Origin of the sequence: Acinetobacter lanii, assembly GCF_011578285.1 — a bacterium.
Taxonomy (GTDB): Bacteria; Pseudomonadota; Gammaproteobacteria; order Pseudomonadales; family Moraxellaceae; genus Acinetobacter; species Acinetobacter lanii.
In genome coordinates, this window is record NZ_CP049916.1 from 171,890 (window position 1) to 195,520 (window position 23,631).

The 23,631-nt window shown below is 42.6% G+C and carries 20 protein-coding genes and 1 riboswitch; of the genes, 16 read left to right on the plus strand and 4 right to left on the minus strand.

Going from position 1 to position 23,631, the window contains the following annotated elements:
* The 8 genes from G8D99_RS00810 to recJ all read left to right on the plus strand — a co-directional run bounded on the left by G8D99_RS00810 (position 1) and on the right by recJ (position 9,868).
* Entirely contained in the window at positions 1 to 2,019 is a 2,019-nt protein-coding gene (locus tag G8D99_RS00810; protein ID WP_166321732.1) for a 2-oxo acid dehydrogenase subunit E2, read from the plus strand.
* A gap of 108 nt (positions 2,020 to 2,127) precedes the next feature.
* Positions 2,128 to 2,271: riboswitch (yybP-ykoY riboswitch) on the plus strand.
* 73 nt (positions 2,272 to 2,344) lie between these two features.
* Positions 2,345 to 2,923, plus strand: a complete 579-nt coding sequence (locus G8D99_RS00815; protein WP_166321734.1) for a TMEM165/GDT1 family protein — start codon at positions 2,345 to 2,347, stop codon at positions 2,921 to 2,923.
* Positions 2,924 to 3,113: 190 nt separating this feature from the next.
* Positions 3,114 to 3,920 carry an oxygen-binding di-iron domain-containing protein gene (locus G8D99_RS00820; protein ID WP_166321736.1) on the plus strand — a complete coding sequence of 269 codons (807 nt, stop codon included), beginning with the start codon at positions 3,114 to 3,116 and terminating at the stop codon, positions 3,918 to 3,920.
* A 75-nt stretch (positions 3,921 to 3,995) separates the two neighbouring features.
* Positions 3,996 to 4,361 (plus strand): YkgJ family cysteine cluster protein, encoded by a 366-nt coding sequence (locus G8D99_RS00825; RefSeq protein ID WP_166321738.1) that lies wholly within the window; start codon positions 3,996 to 3,998, stop codon positions 4,359 to 4,361.
* A gap of 161 nt (positions 4,362 to 4,522) precedes the next feature.
* Positions 4,523 to 5,989: an IMP dehydrogenase gene (guaB, locus tag G8D99_RS00830; RefSeq protein WP_166321740.1), complete on the plus strand. Its 1,467-nt coding sequence runs from the start codon at positions 4,523 to 4,525 to the stop codon at positions 5,987 to 5,989.
* A 141-nt stretch (positions 5,990 to 6,130) separates the two neighbouring features.
* Positions 6,131 to 7,462: a phosphoglucosamine mutase gene (glmM, locus tag G8D99_RS00835; protein ID WP_166321742.1), complete on the plus strand. Its 1,332-nt coding sequence runs from the start codon at positions 6,131 to 6,133 to the stop codon at positions 7,460 to 7,462.
* Between the two features lie 45 nt (positions 7,463 to 7,507).
* Complete coding sequence (pdxH, locus tag G8D99_RS00840) at positions 7,508 to 8,164, plus strand: pyridoxamine 5'-phosphate oxidase (RefSeq protein WP_166321744.1); 657 nt, start codon at positions 7,508 to 7,510, stop codon at positions 8,162 to 8,164.
* The gene (gene recJ, locus G8D99_RS00845; RefSeq protein ID WP_166321746.1) at positions 8,165 to 9,868 is read left to right on the plus strand and encodes a single-stranded-DNA-specific exonuclease RecJ; all 1,704 of its coding nucleotides are present in this window, start codon (positions 8,165 to 8,167) and stop codon (positions 9,866 to 9,868) included.
* Between the two features lie 72 nt (positions 9,869 to 9,940).
* Here recJ and G8D99_RS00850 read toward each other — a convergent pair whose 3' ends face one another.
* Together G8D99_RS00850 and G8D99_RS00855 are read right to left on the minus strand one after the other, a co-directional pair.
* Positions 9,941 to 10,699 carry a putative porin gene (locus tag G8D99_RS00850; RefSeq protein WP_166321748.1) on the minus strand — a complete coding sequence of 253 codons (759 nt, stop codon included), beginning with the start codon at positions 10,697 to 10,699 and terminating at the stop codon, positions 9,941 to 9,943.
* Positions 10,700 to 10,859: 160 nt separating this feature from the next.
* Positions 10,860 to 11,648, minus strand: coding sequence for a putative porin (locus G8D99_RS00855; protein ID WP_166321750.1), 789 nt, complete (start codon positions 11,646 to 11,648; stop codon positions 10,860 to 10,862).
* Positions 11,649 to 12,033: 385 nt separating this feature from the next.
* Between G8D99_RS00855 and prfB the strand changes: the two genes are divergently transcribed.
* The 5 genes from prfB to G8D99_RS00880 all read left to right on the plus strand — a co-directional run bounded on the left by prfB (position 12,034) and on the right by G8D99_RS00880 (position 17,165).
* A protein-coding gene (gene prfB, locus G8D99_RS00860) for a peptide chain release factor 2 (RefSeq protein WP_166321752.1) occupies positions 12,034 to 13,129 on the plus strand; the annotation gives its coding sequence in 2 pieces (ribosomal slippage) (positions 12,034 to 12,105 and positions 12,107 to 13,129; 1,095 coding nt in all).
* 298 nt (positions 13,130 to 13,427) lie between these two features.
* Entirely contained in the window at positions 13,428 to 13,730 is a 303-nt protein-coding gene (locus G8D99_RS00865) for an ArsR/SmtB family transcription factor (protein ID WP_166321754.1), read from the plus strand.
* Between the two features lie 45 nt (positions 13,731 to 13,775).
* Positions 13,776 to 14,852, plus strand: coding sequence for an alkene reductase (locus tag G8D99_RS00870; protein ID WP_166321756.1), 1,077 nt, complete (start codon positions 13,776 to 13,778; stop codon positions 14,850 to 14,852).
* 118 nt (positions 14,853 to 14,970) lie between these two features.
* A complete protein-coding gene (locus G8D99_RS00875) occupies positions 14,971 to 16,257 on the plus strand; it encodes a 3-deoxy-D-manno-octulosonic acid transferase (protein ID WP_166321758.1) in 1,287 nt (428 codons plus the stop codon).
* Between the two features lie 194 nt (positions 16,258 to 16,451).
* Complete coding sequence (locus G8D99_RS00880) at positions 16,452 to 17,165, plus strand: 16S rRNA (uracil(1498)-N(3))-methyltransferase (protein ID WP_166321760.1); 714 nt, start codon at positions 16,452 to 16,454, stop codon at positions 17,163 to 17,165.
* On the opposite strand, the gene G8D99_RS00885 is transcribed toward G8D99_RS00880, so the two are convergent.
* Positions 17,139 to 18,122: a mechanosensitive ion channel family protein gene (locus tag G8D99_RS00885; protein ID WP_166321762.1), complete on the minus strand. Its 984-nt coding sequence runs from the start codon at positions 18,120 to 18,122 to the stop codon at positions 17,139 to 17,141. The genes G8D99_RS00880 and G8D99_RS00885 overlap by 27 nt on opposite strands.
* Before the next feature lie 469 nt (positions 18,123 to 18,591).
* Between G8D99_RS00885 and acs the strand changes: the two genes are divergently transcribed.
* From acs to G8D99_RS00900, 3 genes are all read left to right on the plus strand, one after another.
* Positions 18,592 to 20,541 (plus strand): acetate--CoA ligase, encoded by a 1,950-nt coding sequence (gene acs, locus G8D99_RS00890; protein ID WP_166321763.1) that lies wholly within the window; start codon positions 18,592 to 18,594, stop codon positions 20,539 to 20,541.
* Between the two features lie 139 nt (positions 20,542 to 20,680).
* Positions 20,681 to 21,862, plus strand: a complete 1,182-nt coding sequence (locus G8D99_RS00895) for an acyl-CoA dehydrogenase family protein (protein ID WP_166321765.1) — start codon at positions 20,681 to 20,683, stop codon at positions 21,860 to 21,862.
* Positions 21,863 to 22,019: 157 nt separating this feature from the next.
* Positions 22,020 to 22,226 (plus strand): hypothetical protein, encoded by a 207-nt coding sequence (locus tag G8D99_RS00900; protein ID WP_166321419.1) that lies wholly within the window; start codon positions 22,020 to 22,022, stop codon positions 22,224 to 22,226.
* A gap of 286 nt (positions 22,227 to 22,512) precedes the next feature.
* On the opposite strand, the gene sfnG is transcribed toward G8D99_RS00900, so the two are convergent.
* Positions 22,513 to 23,622: a dimethylsulfone monooxygenase SfnG gene (gene sfnG / locus G8D99_RS00905; protein ID WP_166321767.1), complete on the minus strand. Its 1,110-nt coding sequence runs from the start codon at positions 23,620 to 23,622 to the stop codon at positions 22,513 to 22,515.
* Positions 23,623 to 23,631: the final 9 nt, after the last annotated feature.

A 23,631-nucleotide genomic window follows, 5' to 3' on the forward strand; every position in this document is an offset into this window, starting at 1 on the left:
ATGCAAATTAAAACTCCGGATATTGGTGTAGATAAAGCGACTGTTGCAGAAATTTTAGTCAACATTGGTGATACCATTGCCATTGATGATAGCTTGGTTTTGCTCGAGTCTGATAAAGCCTCAGTTGAAGTACCCAGCACTTCAGCAGGCATAGTAAAAAGTATTGCTGTTGCCTTAGGCGATAGTGTTTCAGAAGGGACGGTGCTGATCGAGCTTGAAGCTGAAGATGAGGCTTCAACAGCGCAGAACACTGCTGAAACGGTATCTCAGTCTGAACCTGTGCCTGAACAATCAGTTGAAGTGAAGACAGAGCCAAAAGCTGAACAGAAAGTAGAAGAAACACCTACACCATCAGCATCGAACAGTTCAAGTTCAGTGGTTGATGTACAAATTCCGGACATTGGGGTTGAAAAAGCCTTGGTGGGTGAAATCTTGGTGAAAGTCGGTGATAGCATCGAGGTGGATCAGAGCATTGTGGTGGTGGAATCGGACAAGGCAACGGTCGAAGTTCCAAGCACGGTTGCAGGTACAGTTGAAAGTATTGAGATCAAAGAAGGCGATACGATTAAAGAAGGCGTGGTGGTGCTTAAAGTGAAAGTTGCAGGAGAAGCTGCAGCTCAAACCACACCACAATCTGTTGAAACAGCTCAAGTTCAGCCGACGCAAGCGACGCCAACGGATATAAAAGCTTCAGAAAGCTCAGTGCCATCTGATCTTTCTACGCCAAGCGTGGTTGAGATTGCAGTGCCAGACTTAGGTGTAGATAAAGCCACAGTATCTGAAATCTTGGTACAAGTCGGCGATACTGTTGAAGCTCAACAGAGCTTATGTGTGGTGGAATCGGACAAGGCTTCGGTTGAAGTACCGAGTACAGTTGCAGGAAAAATCACCGCGATTCATGTTGAACTTAATCAAGCAGTGAAACAAGGCGTGGCGTTGGTGAGCATCGAAACCACAGGTGCAACTGCTCAACCTGTTGCTAAAGCGACTGTAGCTGAAACGAAACCTGCTCAGGCGACAGAAAAAGCATCTGAGTCAACGCAGGTTGAGCGCGCATCGGCTTCTGTCAGTGCAGAGCCTGAAAAGTTAACCGCAGCTCAGCAAGCAGACAATGCCAAAGTCTATGCGGGGCCTGCGGTGCGTAAGTTGGCACGTGAGTTGGGTGTCGTGCTTGCTCAAGTCAAAGCAACAGGTCCACATGAACGTGTGATGAAAGAAGATGTCTTTGCTTTCGTTAAATGGCGTTTAACTGCACCGCAAGTAGCCCCTGTCGCGCAAGCTGCCGTCGTATCCGGTTTGCCTAAACTACCTGACTTTAGTGCTTTTGGTGGTACAGAAGTCAAAGCCATGACCCGCTTGCAACAAGTGTCTGTGCCTCAGTTGTCTTTAAACAACTATATTCCACAAGTGACTCAGTTTGATTTGGCTGACATTACTGAACTTGAAGCATGGCGAGGTGAGCTTAAAGCCAACTTTAAGAAAGAAGGCATTAGCCTGACCATTTTAGCTTTTATTGCCAAAGCTGTGGCGCATCTACTCAAAGAAGAGCCATATTTTGCAAGTCATTTGGCAGACGATCAAAAGTCGGTGGTATTACGTAAAGAAATCCATATGGGGATTGCGGTGGCAACCCCTGATGGTTTGACTGTTCCGGTACTCAGAAATCCAGATCAAAAGTCGATTAAACAAATTGCGATTGAATTGGGTGAACTCAGTCAAAAAGCACGTGATAAGAAGTTATCGCCTAAAGATCTACAAGGTGCCAACTTTACCATTACCAGCTTAGGTTCAATTGGAGGTACTGCCTTTACGCCGTTAGTCAATTGGCCTCAAGTGGCGATCTTGGGTATTTCACCTGCGACCATGCAACCGGTATGGAATGGTTCAGGTTTTGATCCTAAACTCATGTTGCCGTTGTCTTTGTCATATGACCATCGTGTGATTAATGGGGCAGATGCAGCTCGCTTTACCAACAAGCTGACCAAGCTGTTGGCGGATATTCGTAATTTATTGCTTTAACTGTTCTGAATTGATCAAAGCTTCCCTAATATATAAAACCCTGCCTCGGCAGGGTTTTTTGATCTAGAGAAGCATGTTTGATTAAAAATTACAGTTTCAATATAATGAGCGCACTTCATTGGGGAGTAGCCGCCTTTTACGCAAAGTAGAAGGGTGATGGTCAACATAATTGCTCTAAAACGAGCATGGTCATCATAGCAAAGAACCAAATGTGCTTTTCTAAGCATTCTTTTGTTGGCAAGACCTTTGATTTACCATTCTGCACCTATGGCTAGCAGGAGTGGTGAGTCATCGGTATATGTTTTGCTAGCCAGAGAAACACAACATGCTTTCAGCTTTCCTGATCTCATTGGCCGTGGTTGCCCTGTCTGAAATGGGCGATAAAACCCAACTTTTGGCCTTATTGCTTGCTGCACGTTTCCGTAAACCGCTTCCAATTTTAGTTGCCATTTTTTTAGCGACTGTGGTGAATCATGGTGTGTCTGCAATTTTAGGACAATGGATCACCACCGTATTGAGCCCGACTGTACTCTTGTGGATTGTATCCTTGGGCTTTATTGGGATGGCGATCTGGATGCTCATTCCTGATGAGCTGGATGATGAAGATGACAGCATCAATAAATGGCAAAAATATGGTGTTTTCGGTGCCACTTTTGTGTTGTTCTTCTTAGCTGAAATTGGCGACAAAACCCAAATTGCGACGGTCGCACTAGCCGCTCGTTTTGACAGTGTGGGTTGGGTGACCTTAGGTACAACGCTCGGGATCATGTTGGTGAATGCACCTGCGGTCTTTATTGGGAACAAACTCGCTGAAAAATTACCGATTTCCTTAATCCATAAAATTGGTGCCTTGGTCTTCTTGGTCATTGGTCTTGCAGCATTGGCACAACATTATCTTTTTTAAGTTATCCGTATACATCCTAAATGATAAGAAATCCTAGCAAATTTGTTGGGATTTTTTATGTAAATTACATCACAAATTATTGATAATAATAAAAATAATTTAAATCTTCTTGGTTGTGTGTTGTGTTAATTCCCTATATTTTATCGGGTATTAAAATAGCGATTTTTAAAATCGTATTTGGGGAATAACAATGGCTTTAGATCGTACAACATCACAAGTACTCTTCGATAATGGCACACATAAATGTATTAGTTTTACCAGTTTGGTCAAAGGTGAAGGGGTTCAAGCTAATCAGTTTCTGATTGTAAATCATGGTCGTGCTGCAGTGATTGATCCAGGTGGGGATTTAACCTATGTGCCATTGACCATGGAACTGAATAAGTACACGCGACTTGCCAATCTCGATTATGTGATGGCATCGCATCAAGACCCTGACATTATTACCTCGATGCCGCGTTGGTTGGTGTATACCGATGCAACTGTGGTGGCTTCTAAACTGTGGGCGCGTTTCCTTCCTCACCTGAACTCAGCTTTTATGAGTGATCGGATGAAAGGCCATTGGTTAGATCGTTTGGTCGAACTGCCTGATCAGGGCATGGCCATCCGTTTAGGTGAAACCAAAATTGTGGCAATACCTGCACATTTCTTGCACTCAGTAGGAAATTTTCAATTTTATGACCCGATTTCGAAAATTCTATTTTCAGGCGATATGGGTGCTTCGATGGTGGAAGACGCTGCCGAAGAATTGACAGATTTCAATGCGCATATATTGAAAATGAAAGGCTTTCACCAGCGTTATATGTGTTCAAACCGAGTCATTCGTTTATGGGTGAAAATGGTTCGAGACATGGATATTGAAATGATCGTTCCTCAGCATGGAACACCTTTTAAAGGGAAAACACAGATCAATCAATTTTTAGATTGGATTGAAAATTTGCAATGTGGCATTGATTTGATGGATGAAAAGGTATTTTCTTGTCCGCAATATTTATTGTAAATCTTGAATTTTGAGATGACATTTTTTAGGATTTATCCAACAAAAAATTGATCGAAATCGACGAGAATTTTAAAAATGTTGTCTCAGAAACTTACACAGGATGCGTGTTTAAGTTGCGGTGCATGTTGCACATTTTACCGTGTCTCATTTTATTGGGCGGAAGCTGAACATTTACCGGCACATATGGTTGAACCTTTAACGCCTGTTTATTCTTGCATGGCGGGCACGAACCAAGCTACACCCCGTTGTATCGCACTCCAAGGTCAGATCGGCCAACAGGTGAGTTGCAGTGTCTATGCACATCGCAGCTCAACCTGTAAAGAAGTTCAAGCAGGGGATAGCCAGTGCTTAAAGGCACGTCGAGCGGCAGGATTAATCCCAATGATTGATGTGGCGGCGCATCATTCGGCCAATGATCAAGATTATGATCAGGTGAGTTAATTGAAGCGTTAAAAGCGAAAGTAGGATGATTGAGCATGCGTTCACTTTCAATTATTTTAAGTGATTGTATTCAAGAAAGTTATAAATTCATCGCAATAAAAAATGAATTTTTAATGGAAATTTGTATATAATGGCTCACGGAAATTACCAGCGAGACTGTTATGTTGACCATCGTTCAAGAAGCGCTAACCTTTGATGATGTCTTATTACTCCCTGCCTATTCAACTATCCTTCCAAAAGATGTCTCGTTAAAGACACGATTTACTCGCGGCATTCAACTCAATATTCCTCTTGTATCAGCAGCAATGGATACGGTGACTGAGTCACGTATGGCGATTGCAATGGCGCAAAATGGCGGTATTGGTATTCTGCATAAAAACATGGATATTTCTGCACAAGCAGCAGAAGTACGCCGTGTGAAAAAATTCGAAGCAGGAATGGTGAAAGACCCAATCACTGTAACCCCAGAAACCACGGTTCGTGAATTGATCGCTTTAACGCAAGCGAACAATATCAGCGGTGTACCTGTTGTCAAAGACGGTAAAGTGGTGGGTATCGTGACAGGACGTGATACACGTTTTGAAACGAATCTAGAACAACCGGTAAGCAATATCATGACAGGCCAAGAGCGTTTGGTGACTGTTCGTGAAAATGAATCAAAAGAAAATATCCAAGCATTATTGCAACAGCACCGTATTGAAAAAGTACTGGTGGTGGGTGAAAACAATGAGCTTAAAGGCTTAATTACCGTAACAGACTTTAATAAAGCTGAACTGTATCCAAACAGCTGTAAAGATGACCTCGGTCGTTTACGTGTGGGCGCGGCTGTGGGTACCGGTGTAGAAACCCCAAGCCGCGTTGAAGCGTTGGTTGAAGCGGGTGTCGATGCGATTGTGGTCGATACTGCACATGGTCACTCAGCAGGCGTAATTGAACGTGTTCGTTGGGTGAAAGCAAACTATCCTCAAGTTCAGGTGATTGGCGGTAATATTGCGACAGGTGATGCTGCGCTTGCTTTACTTGATGCGGGTGCAGATGCAGTGAAAGTGGGTATTGGCCCAGGTTCAATCTGTACCACACGTATTGTGGCAGGGATTGGTATGCCACAAATGTCGGCGATTGATTCGGTTGCCAATGCATTGAAAGAACAAATTCCATTAATTGCTGATGGTGGTATTCGTTTCTCTGGCGATATCGCAAAAGCGATTGGTGCGGGTGCAAGTACCATTATGGTTGGTTCACTCATGGCCGGTACTGAAGAAGCACCGGGTGAAGTTGAATTCTTCCAAGGCCGTTACTATAAAGCGTACCGCGGTATGGGTTCATTGGGCGCAATGGCGGGTTCAACCGGTTCTGCGGATCGTTATTTCCAAGATGCCAAAGCAGGTGCTGAGAAATTGGTACCAGAAGGTATTGAAGGTCGTGTACCGTATAAAGGTCCAATGGGCAATATCGTGCATCAAATGATGGGTGGTCTACGTTCATCAATGGGTTATACCGGTTCAGCGACTGTCAATGACTTACGCCAAAATGCGAAATTTGTAAAAATTACTGCTGCGGGTATGTCTGAATCGCATGTCCATGACGTAACCATTACCAAAGAAGCGCCAAACTACCGTGTAGGTTAAGACGCTCCGCTATAAATAGGTAATCTTGCTTATACTTTGTGTGCAAAAAAGCCGTCAGTTTATGACGGCTTTTTTTATTTGGTGTAAAGTAGCTGTATTGAAAAAGCGTCGTTATATAGCACCATAATAAGTGGGAATAAAATGAGTTATTTTGGAACAGATGGTATTCGCGGTAAATTTGGGCAACTTCCAATCACGCCTGATTTTGCACTCAAACTGGGTTTTGCAGCGGGTAAAGTATTAAAACGCCGAACTAAAAAAAATAAACCTATCGTTGTTTTGGGTAAAGATACTCGTTTATCCGGTTATATTTTAGAGGCTGCTTTACAAGCGGGTTTAAACGCTGCGGGTGTCTATGTCCATTTGCTTGGCCCATTACCGACCCCAGCGATTGCACATTTGACTCGTGCCTTACATGCCAGTCTTGGCATCGTGATTTCAGCATCGCATAACCCATATTTTGACAATGGCATTAAGTTTTTCTCATGCGAAGGTAAGAAATTACCGGATTATTGGCAAGATGAAATCAATGCAGAACTTGAACTTGATATGCATATTGATGACACGGCAAACTTAGGTAAAAGCGTGCGTGTTAAAGATGCCAATGGGCGTTATATCGAATTTTGTAAATCGACCTTTCCTTACCATTTAGATTTATCTGATCTAAAAATTGTGGTGGATTGTGCCAACGGTGCAGCCTATAACGTCGGACCTGCGGTGTATCGTGAACTCGGTGCCAAAGTGATTGCGATTCATGATGAGCCTACAGGTTTAAATATTAATGATGGTTGTGGTTCAACCCATCCCGAGCATTTACAAAAAGCTGTTGTAGAGCATCAAGCTGATTTGGGTATTGCCTTTGACGGTGATGCAGACCGCGTGATTATGGTGGATAAAAATGGTGAGCAAATTACCGGTGACCATATTCTATATATTTTAGGTACACAAGCATCACGCAAACCTGCAGGTATTGTCGGCACTGTGATGAGCAATATGGCCCTTGAAATTGCACTCGACAAAGCAGGGGTTGCGTTACATCGAGCTAAGGTCGGTGACCGTTATGTACTTCAAAAACTAGAAGATCATCATCTAGTCATAGGCGGTGAACCATCAGGCCATATTCTAACTCTTGATAAAAGCACCACGGGCGATGCGATTATTGCCTCATTACAAGTGCTGACTGTGATGGTTGAACAGAAGAAAGCGCTACACGAGCTGGTTGATGGTTTCCATTTATTGCCGAATGTTTTAGTGAACGTGCGTTTAGACGCGATGTTTGATCCCTATTCGGTACCTGCTTTAGTAACAGAATTTGAAAAAGCAGAAGCACAGCTCAAAGGTCGAGGTCGTTTATTGATTCGTAAATCAGGCACTGAACCGGTGATTCGTGTCATGGTGGAAGGGGATGATTTGGCTGAAGTGACGCAACTTGCCAATGATTTGGCTGAAGCTGTACGTGCGAATGCTGTTTAAAGACAAATAAAAGGCAAAGCCAAAGTCTGTAAAAGGGTGAAATGAATGAGTGATGTGATTAGAGATTTGAGTGAACTTCGTTTAAGTTACCAAAAAGGTGAGTTACATGAAGATCAAGTTCAAAAGAATCCGCATGAGCAATTTCTCAATTGGTTTAACCATGCTTTAGAGATTAAACTTCATGAACCCTATGCGATGTCTTTGGCAACAGCCAATGCCCAAGGTCGTCCGCATGTACGCACCGTTTTATTGCGTGGGGCATCTGAAGCAGGTTATGACTTTTATACCAATTATGATAGTCAGAAGGGTTTGGATTTAGGTGAAAATCCTTATGCTGAAATTTTGTTTTATTGGCCGGAATTAGAACGACAAATTCGTATTGCGGGTAAAGTTGAAAAAATTTCAGAGGCGGAGTCGACAGACTATTATCATAAGCGTCCTCGCGACAGTCAAATTGCAGCCCATATCAGTACCCCGCAAAGTGGTGCGATTGAAAGCCGTGAAGTTTTACAATCTCGTTTTGATGCGTTGCATGATGCAGTGGAGTCGAAGTCAACGCTCGATAAACCCGAGTTTTGGGGAGGCTATCGTTTGGTGCCAGATCATTATGAATTTTGGCAAGGTCGACCCAACCGTTTACATGACCGCTTGAGTTATGAAAGAATCGAAGCTCAATGGACACTACAACGGCTCATGCCTTAAATGCAAAATATACGCATACAACAACGACCATTTCTTTCCAACCCTGAGCAATTTCAGGGTTTGTCGCCTTTATTGGCCAACATTTTAGCGCGCCGTGGCGTACAGTCAGAACAAGAACTTGAACTCAAACTCAAGCATTTACTTGCTCCTAAAATGAAAGGTTTAGAACAAGCCATTCAGATTATAGACACCGCCCTTGATCAGCATCAAAAAATTGTCATTGTCGGGGATTATGATGCGGATGGTGCAACCAGTACCGCACTGATGGTTCTGGCACTTCGGGAGATGGGAGCAGATGTTGAATATTTGGTACCTGACCGTTTTAAATATGGTTATGGCTTAACCCCCGCCATTGCTGATTTGGCTTTTGTGACCTTTACTCCGGACGTATTGATTACCGTCGACAATGGTATTTCGAGTCATGAAGGGGTGGCCCAAGCACAAGCGCACGGGATGCAAGTCATCGTGACAGACCATCATTTGACCACCAAAGAAACACCACATGCTGAAGCGGTGGTGAATCCGAATCAATTGGGCTGTGGATTTCCAAGTAAAGCCTTAGCCGGGGTGGGTGTAGCATTTTATGTCTTGGCCAATTTAGCCAGCTTTCGTGCTAAACAGGGGAAATCCAGTATCAAGATGAGCCAATACTTAGATTTGGTGGCTTTAGGTACTTATGCTGATGTGGCAAGCCTCGATTATAACAATCGCATACTGGTCGACTCAGGTGTGAAACGCATTCAAAGCAGTCAATGTCGAGCAGGAATAATTGCACTCCTTGATGTGGCGGGACGTGATCCAGCACAGCTCAAAGCACAAGATTTAGGTTTTGTGATTGGACCACGGATTAATGCCGCAGGTCGTATGGAAACCATGGACATTGGGATTGAATGTCTATTGGCCGAAGACATGCAAACCGCCTATGCTTTAGCACGACAACTGAATGACTTAAATCTTGAACGTCGTCATGTTGAAGCTGAAATGAAGCAAGATGCGCTCAAGGCAATGCAAGATCTTGATTTGGATGAAAATCATTTACCTCCGGCCATTATTATGTTTGAGGAACATTGGCATCAAGGCGTAATTGGCATTGTCGCAGGGCGCTTAAAAGAACAATTCCATCGCCCCGCAATCGTGTTTGCTGCCGATCAAGATGGGGTTCATATTAAAGGTTCAGCACGTTCGATTGAAGGTATTCATATTCGAGACAGTATTGAAAAGGTCGCAGAGCAGTATCCGCATTTGGTGAGCTTTTTTGGCGGGCATGCAGCAGCGGCAGGCTTAACCATTCGACGGGAACATTTTGCAGAATTCAAACAGGTGTTTGAGAATTTGATTGCTGAAACTGATGATGCGATTTTTCAAGCCTGTTTATGGACGGATGGTGAACTGAAAGCAGAGGATTTTCAGGTCTCAACAGTAAAACAGATTGAAGACTTGGGTCCATGGGGACAAAAATTTCCACATCCTGTATTTGAGGGTATCTTTAAGGTGGTTGAGCATCGATGGCTCAAGGAGGTTCATCTGAAACTGAAACTGATGTTGGACAATGGTCAAGTGGTTGAGGCAATTGCGTTTAATGCGCTGGATAAATTTGATTATGATCCGCAGCAAGCCAAGGTTCGCTTAGTCTATGAGCTCGATCAAAATGAATATAAGGGCAATGTCAGTGTTCAGCTTCGAGTCATACATTTAGAGCATTAAGTCTTAATACTCAAATTTAGCCCATAAAAAAACCGCTCTGATGAGCGGTTTTTTTATTAAGTTTAAATCATATTAGAAGCGATACGCTGCACGAAGACCATAAGTATTGGCATCATCACCGAAACCAATATCGCCTTCTAGGCTAACTTGTTGCGTGAAGAATTTTTTGGCACGAATCGAGAAAACATCTTCATCGTTGCCTTCTAAGTCGCTACCTCTATAACCTAGACCAACACTTAACGTTTTGTCTAAGTAAAGATCTGCGCCAACATTATAAGCATCGATATCACCGAAGCTTGCACCACCTTCGAAGTTCATATCGTATGAACCCACTTTGGTGACATATTTTGCACGAATCGTTGGATCAACACCGTCATCATAATCATTGTCATAGCCCAACAGACCAACAGCGACCAATAAGCCAGAAACGGGTAAATAACCCACTTCTGCAGAATATTGAAGGGTATCGTTATCACGTAAGTCAGAATCTAAAAAAGTTTGACCAATTCTACCACTGACATAAAAATCAGAATTCGGCACGAAATATTCTAATCCCACATTGTAAGTGGTTAAATCGAATAGATCATAATCATAATAACTGACATCAGCATTCACATTGCTTGCACGGTTTAAAAATGCAGCTTCATTCAGTGGTGAATCTTTCACTTGGACAGGATTAAAATAATACGTTCCATCTAATGCGAAACCTGCAGAGCCATCACCATGATCTGGATCAACATAAGCAACTGTTCCACCTACTTCTGCTTGGTAAGCATAAGCATTTCCTAGGCCAGCAATAAGCGCTGTTGCAAGTGCAATTTTCTTAAACATTATCGTAACTCTCGTATTTTTGAAATTGTTTCATTGTTGTTACATTTTTAGTATTGTAGAAAAAAAAAGCACTGTCAATGCGCAAAAAAATCTTTTTGTATCTGAAATTATTAAGAATGTAGTTTTTTTTCGCTCGAAAATTAAATGATTTAGACACTATTTAGAAGTGATAACGGGCAGCTAAATCGAAACTCGTATAATTCTGATCATGTTCTTCACCAAAGCCCACACGGCCTTCAAGGCTAAATTGGCTATTTAAGAACTTGCGTGTTTTAATCCCGACTTCAGAGAGATCTTCCACATCATTACGATGAAAATCTGCACCTACACTGAATGTATGATTGATGTAAAAATCAGAAGACACGCTGAATTCTTGAAGATCACCGAAGGATGTTTCAGCTTCTAAATTGACATATTTTCCTGCAATTTCACGTACATATTTAGCACGTAAAGTAGGACTTACACCATTTTCATGATCATTCTCATAGCCTTTTACCCCAGCGGCAACGAGTAAACCTTGGATAGGGGATACACCCACTTCAGCATCATAATAGGTGGTGTTTAAATCATTTTTTATGCCTTGTTCACGCCAAGTTTCACGGGATTGATTTGCACCGACAGCAAAGTAGAAGTTGTTTGGTGTGTAGACTTTCAATTCAGCACCATAGGTGTCATCTTCAGTATTACCATGATCTGCATAGTGGGCATGTGCGCTGATACTGCTAGCACGATCTAAATATGCAGTTTCTGCCAGTGGCACATCATGAATATCGACACGTTTGAAAAAGTAAGTCCCGTGCACACCCAATTCACTGCCAGAATGACCATGCTCACTATGATCAAAACCGGTGCTTGCTTCGACTTCAGCATGATAGGCATGGGCAAAGACAGTCCCAGAACTCATCGCAAGTGTAGAAAATAAAGCAGATGCAATGATGAATTTGTTCATGGGTAAATTTCCTGTCGCTTCTAAAATCAGGCGGTGTTGCGCTGATGGTGAAAGTGTAGGAAAAAATGGCTTGGGTTAAATGAAGCGAATCTGAGGGCGTGTATTAAAAATCAACAGATTAGCTGTAACTTAAGTTTAAACGGTTGAATTTAAATAAAAATAAAAATAGATGAAAACGAAAAATAAATAAAATAAAGTGAAATTTTGATTTGCCTACAGCACAATTTGAAGCCTGATTCTGCAATTTTCTATTCAAGATAACACTTCGGGCTCCACGTTTTAGTGCGTTCATCAGTTAGGGATATTACGTTTTTTGACTCGGATTTTTTGACAGTGTGGTAGAATGCATATGAATTTATGATCGACATATTTAGGGTCAACACACGTGGAAATTAATCCTTACCTCATTCAAATAAAAGACTTAAACGACCGTGGTCAAACACTACGGGGGTATCTTTGACTACGATCTGAAAAAAGAGCGTTTAGAAGAAGTTCTACGTGAACTCGAAGATCCTGCAATTTGGAATGACCAAAGTCGTGCGCAAGCGATGGCCAAAGAAAAAGGCGAGCTTGAAAATGTTTTAAATGTGCTTGATGGTCTTGCTGTTCAGATTGAAGATGCGCAAGCGATGTTAGATTTGGCTGTAGAAGCTGATGATGAAAGCTTGCTTGAAGATGTACAAGCAGAACTGAGTTCAGCTGAAGAAGAATTGGCGAAACTTGAATTCCGTCGTATGTTCAGTAACCCGATGGATCCGAACCCATGTTATGTGGAAATTCAAGCGGGTTCTGGTGGTACTGAAGCACAAGATTGGGCGTCAATGTTACTGCGTATGTACTTGCGTTGGATTGAACGTCATGGCTTTAAAGCAGAATTGATGGAAGAATCGGATGGTGATGTAGCGGGGATTAAATCTGCGACCATTCGTGTTGAAGGTGAGTATGCTTATGGCTGGCTACGTACTGAATCAGGTGTGCATCGTCTAGTACGTAAGTCACCATTTGACTCAGGTAACCGCCGTCATACCTCATTCTCAGCAGTATTTGTTTCTCCTGAAATTGATGACAATATTGAGATTGAAATTAATCCTGCCGATGTACGTACCGATACCTATCGTGCCTCAGGTGCCGGTGGTCAGCACATTAACAAAACCGATTCTGCGGTGCGTTTAACGCATGCGCCGACAGGGATTGTGGTGGCGTGTCAGAACCAGCGTTCACAACATGCCAACCGTGACCATGCATGGAAACAGTTACGTGCCAAATTGTACGAATTGGAAATGCAGAAACGTAATGATGCAGCCAAAGCCCTTGAAGACTCGAAGTCAGATATCGGCTGGGGCAGTCAGATTCGCTCTTATGTGTTAGATGACTCACGGATTAAAGACTTACGTACCAGTGTTGAAAGTTCCAACACAGGCGCAGTTTTAGATGGTGATTTGGATAAATTTATTGAAGCGAGTCTAAAACAAGGTCTTTAATACGACTTTGAAACGCCTTAAAAAGCAGAGATTGATTCTCTGCTTTTTTTGTATTAACGCTTTGTATTAAAGCTGTTATTGCAAAGGTATTATTGCAACGCATCTATCTGAAGATTTTGGAATGTTGATTACTGCAAATACGTGATCATTTTAGAACAATGTTAGAATACGCCATACTTGTCAGTTCAATACTGGTTTTTAAAGCATGATCTAATATCGTAAATATTCGATATTAATATCTAAAAAAATCGATATAATGAGGCTGTTGAGTGCATATCATGAATTTGAGCGAAATGAGATGGACACCGAAGCAATTTATAAAGCCTTATCCAATCCGATTAGAAGACAAATTTTGCAATGTCTGAAACATCCTGAGCAGATGATCCCCAAAGGAGAATGCGAGCAGGATTTTAGTCGTGGGGTGTGTGCAGGGCAAATTGAAAAAATTGCCGATGTGTCTCAATCGACTATGTCCAATCATCTGTCGGTATTACAGCAGGCGGGGTTGGTGACCGTGACCAAACATGGTCAATGGTGTTATTTCGCACGTAATGAAGCACAGATTCAGAATTTTTTAGCCCATATACAGCATGCTTTATAAGCATTGAACCACTGTGCTTGCACAGCAAGATGACAAGGAATTGCAATGACTGATTTTTCAAGCCCAATCCAATTCGGTGAACTCAAACTGAAAAACCGTGTGGTGATGGCACCTTTAACCCGGAGCCGTGCGACTCAAGACCGTGTACCGACCCCGATGATGGTTGAATATTATGCACAACGTGCCAGTGCAGGGTTGATTATTGCTGAAGCGACGGTGATTTCAGAAGAAGCCAATGGCTATGAATATACTCCTGGCTTATTTACTGATGCACAAGTAGAAGGCTGGAAACCGATTACTCAGGCTGTGCATGACCAAGGTGGTTTGATCGTATCGCAGTTATGGCATGTGGGGCGTGTATCGCATCCAGATTTATTAAACGGTGAAACACCTGTATCTGCGAGTGCTGTTAAACAAGCAGGGTATGTAAGTTTGTTGCGTCCAAAAAGAGAATTTGTTGAGCCACGTCCACTCGAAATTGCTGAAATTCATGCCATTACCGAACAATACAAACAAGCGGCGATTCGTGCTAAAGCTGCCGGTTTTGATGGGGTGGAACTGCATGCTGCCAATGGTTATTTGATTGATCAATTCTTACAGACCAAGACCAATTTACGTGATGATATTTACGGCGGTTGTGTAGAAAACCGCGCGCGTTTCTTGCTTGAAGTGGTGGACGCACTGATTGAAGTGTGGGGTGCAGGTCGAGTCGGTGTGCATTTAGCACCTCGTGGCGATGAGCATGATATGGGCGATGTGAATCCACGTGAAACATTTGGTTATGTGTTAGAACAATTGGGTAAACGTCAAATTGCGTTCTTCTTTACTCGTGAATATTTGGCTGAAGACAGTATTTCAGCAGAGATGAAAGCACGTTCAAATGGCGTGCCGTATATTGCCAATATGCGTTTAACTCGTGAAGATGCGCTGGATTTATTGTCTTCAGGTCAAGCTGATGCAGTGGCCTTTGGTAAAGCCTATATTGCCAATCCAGACTTATATGAACGTTTGGTGCAAGATGCGCCGCTGAATGAACTTCGCTTTGAAAATATGATTGGCAGTCAAGTGGCAGAAGGCTATACCGATTATCCATTTTTAGCGGATCGCTTAATCGAAGCTTAAAGGCTTCAATCTGCGTTCGATGATGCTGAACAGGATGAGTCATTAACATTGGGCTCATCCTCTGCTATATTTTTCAAAATCTCTGATATTTTAATTTCACGGCTTTGAGGCGAATTTTTTGACAACTCCATTGTGGTACAACGCTGCTTTAGCACTGATTAAACCCTTATACCAATGGCGTATCAAAAAGCGTGCCAGTGATGCTGAGCAATTGCAGCAAGAAAGCCTTGAGCGTTTTGGTCCTTTCCAAACCCCGAAAAATCTTCACAGTATTTGGTTTCATGTGGTGTCAGTGGGTGAAACCAATGCAGCGCAACCGCTGATTGAGCATTATTTAAAATTGGGTCATCCAGTTTTGGTCACCAATACCACCAAAACAGGTCAGGCCAGAGCCAAATCATTATTTTTAAAAGCGCCTTATGAAGCGTTGTTTCAAGCCGTCTATTTGCCTGCTGATCAAAAAAAATTAATCAAAACCTTTTTCGCCAAGTATCAACCGAAAATGTTGGTGTTGGTCGAAACTGAATTGTGGCCGAATTTGATTGCACAGGCGCAGCAATCTCAAGTGCCTTGTGTGTTGGTCAATGCACGGCTTTCCGAAAAATCAGCCAAAGGCTATGGCAAAGTGCCAAGTCTCACCCGAGCTATGCTTCAAGGCTTAAAACAATTGTTGGCACAAGATCAAGCCTCATTGGATCGCTTTGTGGCATTGGGTGCCCATCCTCAGCAGAGTCAGGTGGTGGGGAGTATCAAATTTGATATTAATGCTCCGCAAAACTTCCTTGATCAAGCCCAGCAATTAAAATTGGATTGGCAGTTACAACATCGAAAGATCATCACCTTGGCGAGTACCCATGCGCCTGAAGAACAAAGCTTGGTTAACGCCTTAAAAGCGTATCTGCTTCAAGATCCAAAAGTTGTGGTGATTGTGGTGCCACGTCATCCTGAACGCTTTGATGCTGTCTATCACACCATGCAAGACTTAGGTTTAAAGATCCAGCGCCGTAGTTTGGGGCAAAGCATCGAAGCAGATACCCAAGTGTATTTGGCAGATTCGATGGGTGAAATGTGGTTGTGGTATGCCTTGAGTCAAGTGTGTTTTGTCGGTGGCTCGTTGAATCAGCCCGGTGGTGGACACAATATTTTAGAGCCCATTGCATTAAATGTGCCGACGGTGGTTGGTCCAAATTATTTTAATTTCCAGACCATTGTCGATGAGTTCCTCGATGCCCATGCAGTAGCGGTAGGTGCCAATGCTGAACAGGTGGCGGAGCAGTTAATCCAATATGTGCAACAGCCTGAGTTAGCAAAGGTGATGGCTGAACATGCGCAGTTGATCATGCAAAAAAATGCTGGCTCTTTAGAGACGCATATAGGTGTACTCGATCAGTATTTAACGCCATAACTTAAGCGGCATTGCCTTAAATATTGAGTATAAATCAGCGCACATTGCGTAGGCTGTAATCACTTTTGACGCGCCAAAAGTGACAAACGCGCTTTGTTTCTCTGATGCGCTGTCCTATCGCACAGAGAAACCGGCAACATCCATGTCGCCACATCCGCGTATCCAATTTTTCTGTTTATTCCTCATGGGTTTTTATGAATATTGTCTTACTTGACCCACGCCAAACCCAATCTGAAATTTGGTCCATTAGCTCCAAACGTCAAATCGAACATTTGATCACGCATGTGAATGTCCAAGTCGGTGATACCTTAAAAGTTGGAGTGCGTGAAGGAAAACGCTATTTAACAGAAATAGTGGAAATCACAGCGCAAGCTATTCGAGTCAAAGCTTTAAATGAAGAAGTGGTTCCTCAGAAGTTGCCCGTAACCCTGATTGTCGCGATGCCAAGACCCAAAGTGTTACGCCGTTTAATCATGGACAGTGTGACTTTAGGGGTTGAGAAAATTATTTTATTGCACAGTTATCGGGTGGATAAAAGCTATTGGCAAAGTCCTTTTCTACAGCAACTCGATCAATATGTGACTTTGGGTTTAGAGCAGGCAGGCGATACCATTGCCCCTCAAATTGAAATTTATAAACGCTTTAAACCCTTTGTGGAAGATGTCCTACCCACGCTGATTTCATCACAGACACCGGCTTATGTTGCACATCCTTATGCACGTGTAGCCATGCCTTTTGCAATCGAACATCCATGCACGATGGTGATAGGCCCTGAGGGCGGATTTATTCCCTATGAAATTGAACTGCTCGAAAAAAACGGCTGCCAAGCTGTGAGCTTAGGCAACCGTATTTTAAGAACCGAAACTGTGATCAGTTATGTCTTAGGTCGATTGTTTAGCACGACCTGATTCATCTTCTTGGGATGCATCGCCACGATAAACTTTCACTTCCTGTACTGGGTAAGGAATTGAAATGTTATTGTCGGCAAAAGAATGGATCACTTTTTCTTGAACAGTACTGATCGAGGTTGATGTCACCACTTCAGAGGTATTGACCCACCACTGTACTTTTAAATTCACCGAGAAATCAGCAAGGGCAGTGACATTCACACTAAAGCCCGGCTGACTCAAAATCGTGGTATCGCGATCTAAAATATCCAAAACCAACTCTTTGGCTTTTTGCACGTCATCTTCATAGCCAATTCCGACAATAAATTCACAGCGACGACGTTGATAAGCGGTATTCACCGTCACTGGACTGGTATATACCGTAGCATTGGGAATCACGATACGGCGACCGTCCGGTGAGCGCAAGAACGTTGCACGAATCTGAATGTCTTCAACTGTGCCTTCCATACCTGACACAATAATGTCATCGCCAATTTTGAACGGTTCACCGAGCAAAATTAAAATACCTGACAATAGGTTTTGGAAAATGTCTTTAAATGCAAAACCAATGGCAACCGAACCAATCCCCAAAGCACTCATCAGCTGACCTGGGGTGAAACCTGGAATGGCAATCACCATCGCAATCAAAAAGCCGATGAAAATAATCGCAGAGCTACCCACACGATTTAACACCAAGACCAAATTTTGTTTGGTATAGCTGCGATCTGCCAATGCTTTACGCACGAAGAATTTAAACAGCTTGGAGAGTAAATAGAACAGGGTAAAGACCACCAAAGCGATACAGATATACGGTAAACGCTCCCAAAAAGCTTCGACAAACTTATCAATGGTTTTGTAGGCATCGTTGTATTTTGCCGTATGCGCCATCACCGTTTGAGCGGTTTTTTCGGTTGCTTCATGTAACAGTTGTGTCGTGCCTTGGGTCACATCATTTAGGGTATTTTGTTCTTCAGCCACGTGAATTCCGGAATGTTTAAACTGTTTATATTTTGCCTGAAACAGCACCATAAAGGATAGCGTTGACGTATCAACTCTAGCAATACAACGTAAATAATGTTCAGCTTTTGCTTATTTATTCAACAGCATTGGTGAGCCTCAACAAAATATGTTTTAGCAACGTCTACGCAATGAAATTTAGTGAAAGATAAAATAAAAAATGGCATGTTTTGACAATAGATTGATGCTTTAGGCTAACGACTAAAAATCCAAGTTATTCAATCATAAGCATAAATTTAGGACGCTCGACATGAGCCATTTTGAATGCTTTACATTAAAGCTGAACTTTAAAGAATTTGACTATTTTTTCTACGACCAAAGCATCATTGTTGCATTTTTAAAGTATAGTCATATTAAATAGAAAACTCAAAAAATGATCAATACGATCCATAAACGCTCGAGATAAGACTAATAATCAAGGATGTGTACTATGAATGAACTGTATCCAGTTCCTGAACAATTCAAAAAAACAGCACGAACCAATCAAGACCAGTATTTTGAACGTTATCAGCAGTCAATCCAAAATCCTAATGCATTTTGGGCAGAGGCTGCGAAGAAACTCGACTGGATGAAGCCCTTTACCCAAGTCAAAAACACTAACTTTGACAAAGACAATTATCAGGTGGAATGGTTTGCCGATGGTCAGCTCAACGTCAGTGAAAATTGTTTAGATCGTCATCTCAAAGAGCATCCGCATAAACCGGCTATTATCTGGGAGGGTGATCATCCCTCTCGCCACAAAATCATTTCCTTTTCAGAGCTACATGATGAAGTCTGCCGTTTCGCCAATGTGTTAAAGAAAAATGGCGTGAGCAAAGGTGACCGTGTGGTGTTGTATATGCCAATGGTGCCTGAAGCCGCGATTGCGATGTTGGCATGTACCCGGATTGGCGCAGTGCATTGTGTGGTATTCGGGGGGTTCTCACCCGATTCACTAGCAAGTCGCATTGAGGACAGCCAAGCCAAAATTGTGATTACCGCAGACTCAGGCATGCGTGGTGGTAAGCCCATTCCACTCAAAGAAAATGTCGATGCGGCATTGCAACTCGACGGCACAGACTCGGTGACCAACGTGATTGTGGTACACCGCACCGGCAACCCGATTACCATGCAGGAGAATCGTGACCTGTGGTATCACATGGAAATCATGTCGGTGAATGACATCTGTCCGCCTGAACCAATGAATGCTGAAGATCCGTTATTTATTCTATATACCTCAGGCTCGACCGGAAAACCTAAAGGGGTATTGCATACCACAGGCGGTTATCTGACTTTTGTAAACACGTCTTTCCGTGAAGTGTTCGATTTAAAACAAGATGATATTTTCTGGTGTACTGCTGATGTGGGCTGGATCACGGGGCACTCTTATGTACTGTATGGACCACTGTCCAATGGAACAACCACACTAATGTTTGAAGGCGTGCCCCAATATCCAACATGGGCACGCACCGGACATATTGTCGATAAGCACAATGTCACTATTCTTTATACTGCACCGACTGCGATTCGCGCAATGATGCGTGAGGGTGATGCCTTTATTCGAGAAAGTGACCGTAGTAGTTTACGTTTATTGGGCTCAGTCGGTGAGCCGATTAACCCTGAAGCGTGGAATTGGTATTACACGGTGGTGGGTGAAAACCGTTGCCCAATTGTCGATACCTGGTGGCAAACCGAAACCGGTGGATTCATGATTACCCCATTACCCGGAGCAACCGATTTAAAACCGGGTTCAGCCACTCGTCCATTTTTCGGCATTCAGCCAGCATTGGTTGATGCAGATGGTAAAGAGATTGAAGGCGAAGCAGAAGGTAATTTGGTCATTAAAGACTCTTGGCCGGGTCAAATGCGCACCATTTGGGGCGATCCTGAACGCTTTATCGAGGCCTATTTTTCGACCTATCCGGGCAATTATTTTACGGGAGATGGCGCACGTCGTGATAAAGACGGCTACTACTGGATTACCGGACGCGTCGATGACGTCTTAAATGTGTCGGGACACCGTTTAGGTACAGCCGAAATTGAAAGTGCATTGGTGGCTCATGAGCATGTGGCGGAAGCAGCAGTGATTGGGATTCCACATGACATCAAAGGTCAAGGCATTGCCGCTTATGTCACCTTACAAGCAGACACTTCTGAATCTGAAGAACTGCGTAAAGAGCTAGTGGGTTGGGTACGTAAAGTGTTAGGACCTGTTGCCACTCCAGATGCGATTTATTGGGCACCTGCACTACCAAAAACCCGTTCAGGTAAGATCATGCGCCGTATCTTACGTAAGATTGCTGCTAATGAATTGGACAGTTTAGGCGATACGTCTACACTTGCCGATCCTCAAGTGGTCGATCAACTCATTGCGGAAGTTCAATCACAACATCCTGAATAGCATGTTCATTCTTTATTCAAATACCGCTACAAATGCTAGCGGTATTTTTGTTTTAGGAATAAGGACTGCAGGCATTGTGATAAGACCATAGCATCAAATCTGCTAAGATTTTGTGCATATGTGAAATGGTATCAATCCAATGAATGCTCCCCAACATCCTATCCATCCATCTCCAATCGACATTGCACAACAGCTTGCTCAGACTTTTGCAACCACTGCTGCAGAACGGGATAAACAGGGGGGCAATCCCAAACATGAACGGGATCTAATTCGTCAAAGTGGCTTACTCAGTTTATCCATTCCCAAAGAATTTGGAGGGCAGGGAGCAGATTGGAACACCATTTTTAAAACCATTCAGAGCATTGCCAATGTCGACAGTTCACTTGCACACGTTTATGGATTTCACCATTTATTGATTGCCACAGTGCAATTATTCTCTCAAAAACAACAATATCAAACTTGGTTTGAGCAAACCGCTCAAAACAATTTGTTTTGGGGTAATACTTTAAATCCCTTAGATCAACGTACAACTGCAACCAAGATGAATGAAAATGAATATATTTTTCATGGCGATAAAAGCTTCTGTTCAGGTTCAATGGACTCCGATATTTTACTTTGTTCAGGCTTTAACGATGCTGGAAAACTGTTGATTGGTGTGATTCCAACAAAACGAGAGGGCGTGAGCTTTCTCGGCGATTGGAACAACATGGGACAGCGCCAAACAGACAGTGGTACCAGTCATTTTGAACAGGTCAAAATTCATCAAAGTGAATTATTGCTGAATCCAGGGCCACTGAGTACGCCGTATTCAAGTTTACGTCCGCTGATTGCTCAACTCATATTTGTGCATTTGTTTTTAGGTGTTGCAGAAGGTGCCTTTGACGTGGCCAAACAAACCGTGCAAACCCAAAAAGCTTGGTCGAAGTCTTTGGCTGAACATGCTGTGAATGATCCCTTTACCCAAAAGCACTTCGCTGAATTTTATGTGCAATTAGAAAGTGTGCGTTTACTGGCTCAAAAAGCGATTGATACACTGCAATGGGCTTGGGATATAGGCGAAGCATTGAATGCAGAACAACGTGGACAAGTTTCGATTGCCATTGCAACTGCCAAGATTGCAGCGACCCATACTTCATTATTTATTACGCAAAACATCTTTCAAGTCATGGGGGCACGTGCAACCACAGCCAAACTGAATCTAGACCGTTTCTGGCGCAATGTTCGCACACAAACCTTGCACGATCCGATTGATTATAAATATCAAGAAGTCGGAGAATGGGTGCTGACTGCCAAAGTACCTGATCCAAGTTTTTATTCTTAAGACATTCATTTGATCAATCAATCAATCTCAAAGCCTCCGAAAGGAGGTCTTTGTTAAAGTTAGAAGAAAACATTCTTGAAATACATATATACAATTCATATTTTTCAGGACTTCATAAATTTGTTATGATTGAACATTACTTAGGAAGTACCGTTTTATGAATAAAGATTTAACCAATAATAAAAATATGTTGTTGTATGTTTTGTTCGGCCTGTTGGCTTTTACCTTGATGCTGACCAATGTATTACATAACGATATCGTCGATGCTGTTTTAACCGTGATTAATACCGTGATTATTGTCAAAATTGCTTTGATTTTGTTGAAATCAGGCATTGCGAGTGTCAATGCGATTTGTAATCCATAATCCATACAATGATTTGAATGTGAAACCATTTTAATACCAGTTATTTTAAAAGACTTAAAATAGACTCAGAAAAGACGTAGGTAGATCCTGCGTTTTTTTATGTCTTAATTTTTAGGTTTTTAATGACGATCAATTTTAATATGTGTTTATGATGATAAAAATCGATTCACTAACAATGGATGATCCTCAGTCATCATCATGATATCGATAAAAAAATCCCCCAAGCCGAGCCTTGAAGGAAATTGAATGAACCTTAGTTTTTAATTGTTATGCGATAGCGTATTGTTTAAGCAGATTTGGCCGTAATTTGATTGGCTTGCGCTGCTTCAAGTTCACGTACTAAAGGCAATACTTTTTCGCCAAAGTATTCCACTTCTTCAATAAAGTGTAAGAAACCTGAAAGCACTAAATCGACCCCCACTGATTTCAGTTCAACAATGCGTTCAGCAATTTGCTGCGGTGTACCAATCAGATTGGTACGGAAACCATCGTTATATTGAACCAAATCTTCAAAGGTGGATTTCGCCCAGTTCCCTTCACCTTCTGATGTTGAAGCACCTGCTTCACGGGTGGCATCACCAAAGGCTTTGACCGCTTCGACATTGGCACCATCAATGATCTCTTGCAAGACTCGTTTCGCTTCTTCTTCAGTATCACGTGCAATCACAAAAGCATTGACGCCCACTTTAACTTCATGATTATTGGCTTTGGCTTTTTCGCGAATGTCATCAATCTGTTTTTTCAGTTCGGCAGGGGTGTTGCCATTGGTGAAGTACCAATCCGATACACGCGATGCCATATCCCGTGCAGCGCGAGAACTGCCCCCTTGGAAAATTTCGATATGTGGCTTTTGAACAGGTTTAGGGCTCAGGGTATAGTCTTTAAATTGATAGAATTTACCATCAAAACTATAATGATCCTGTGTCCATACCCCTTTCAAAGCGGTAATGAATTCTTCAGAACGGGCATAACGTTGATCATGCTCAGGCCATTCTTCACCAATGGCATCAAATTCACCACGGAACCAACCACTGACCACATTAATTGCAATACGGCCATTGGTCAGGTGATCAATGGTGGCCAATTGCTTTGCGGCAAGTGCAGGTTTCCACGGTCCAGGCAGAATCGCTGCGATGACTTTTAATTTTTCTGTTTTCGCCAAAATACCATGACTGAAGCTGACCGATTCATGTTGATTTTCAGCATTGTAGCCTGCAGTAAAACGAATTTGCGTTAAGGCATATTCGAAACCGCTTTTTTCTGCCGCTTGGGCCAAACGTACGTTGTAGTCATAGCTCCAATCAGTACGTTGTTCAATATTACTGACCACCAAGCCACCGCTAACATTCGGTACCCAATAGGCAAACTTGATTGCTTCATTTTTTGATTGTGTCATGACTTTCTC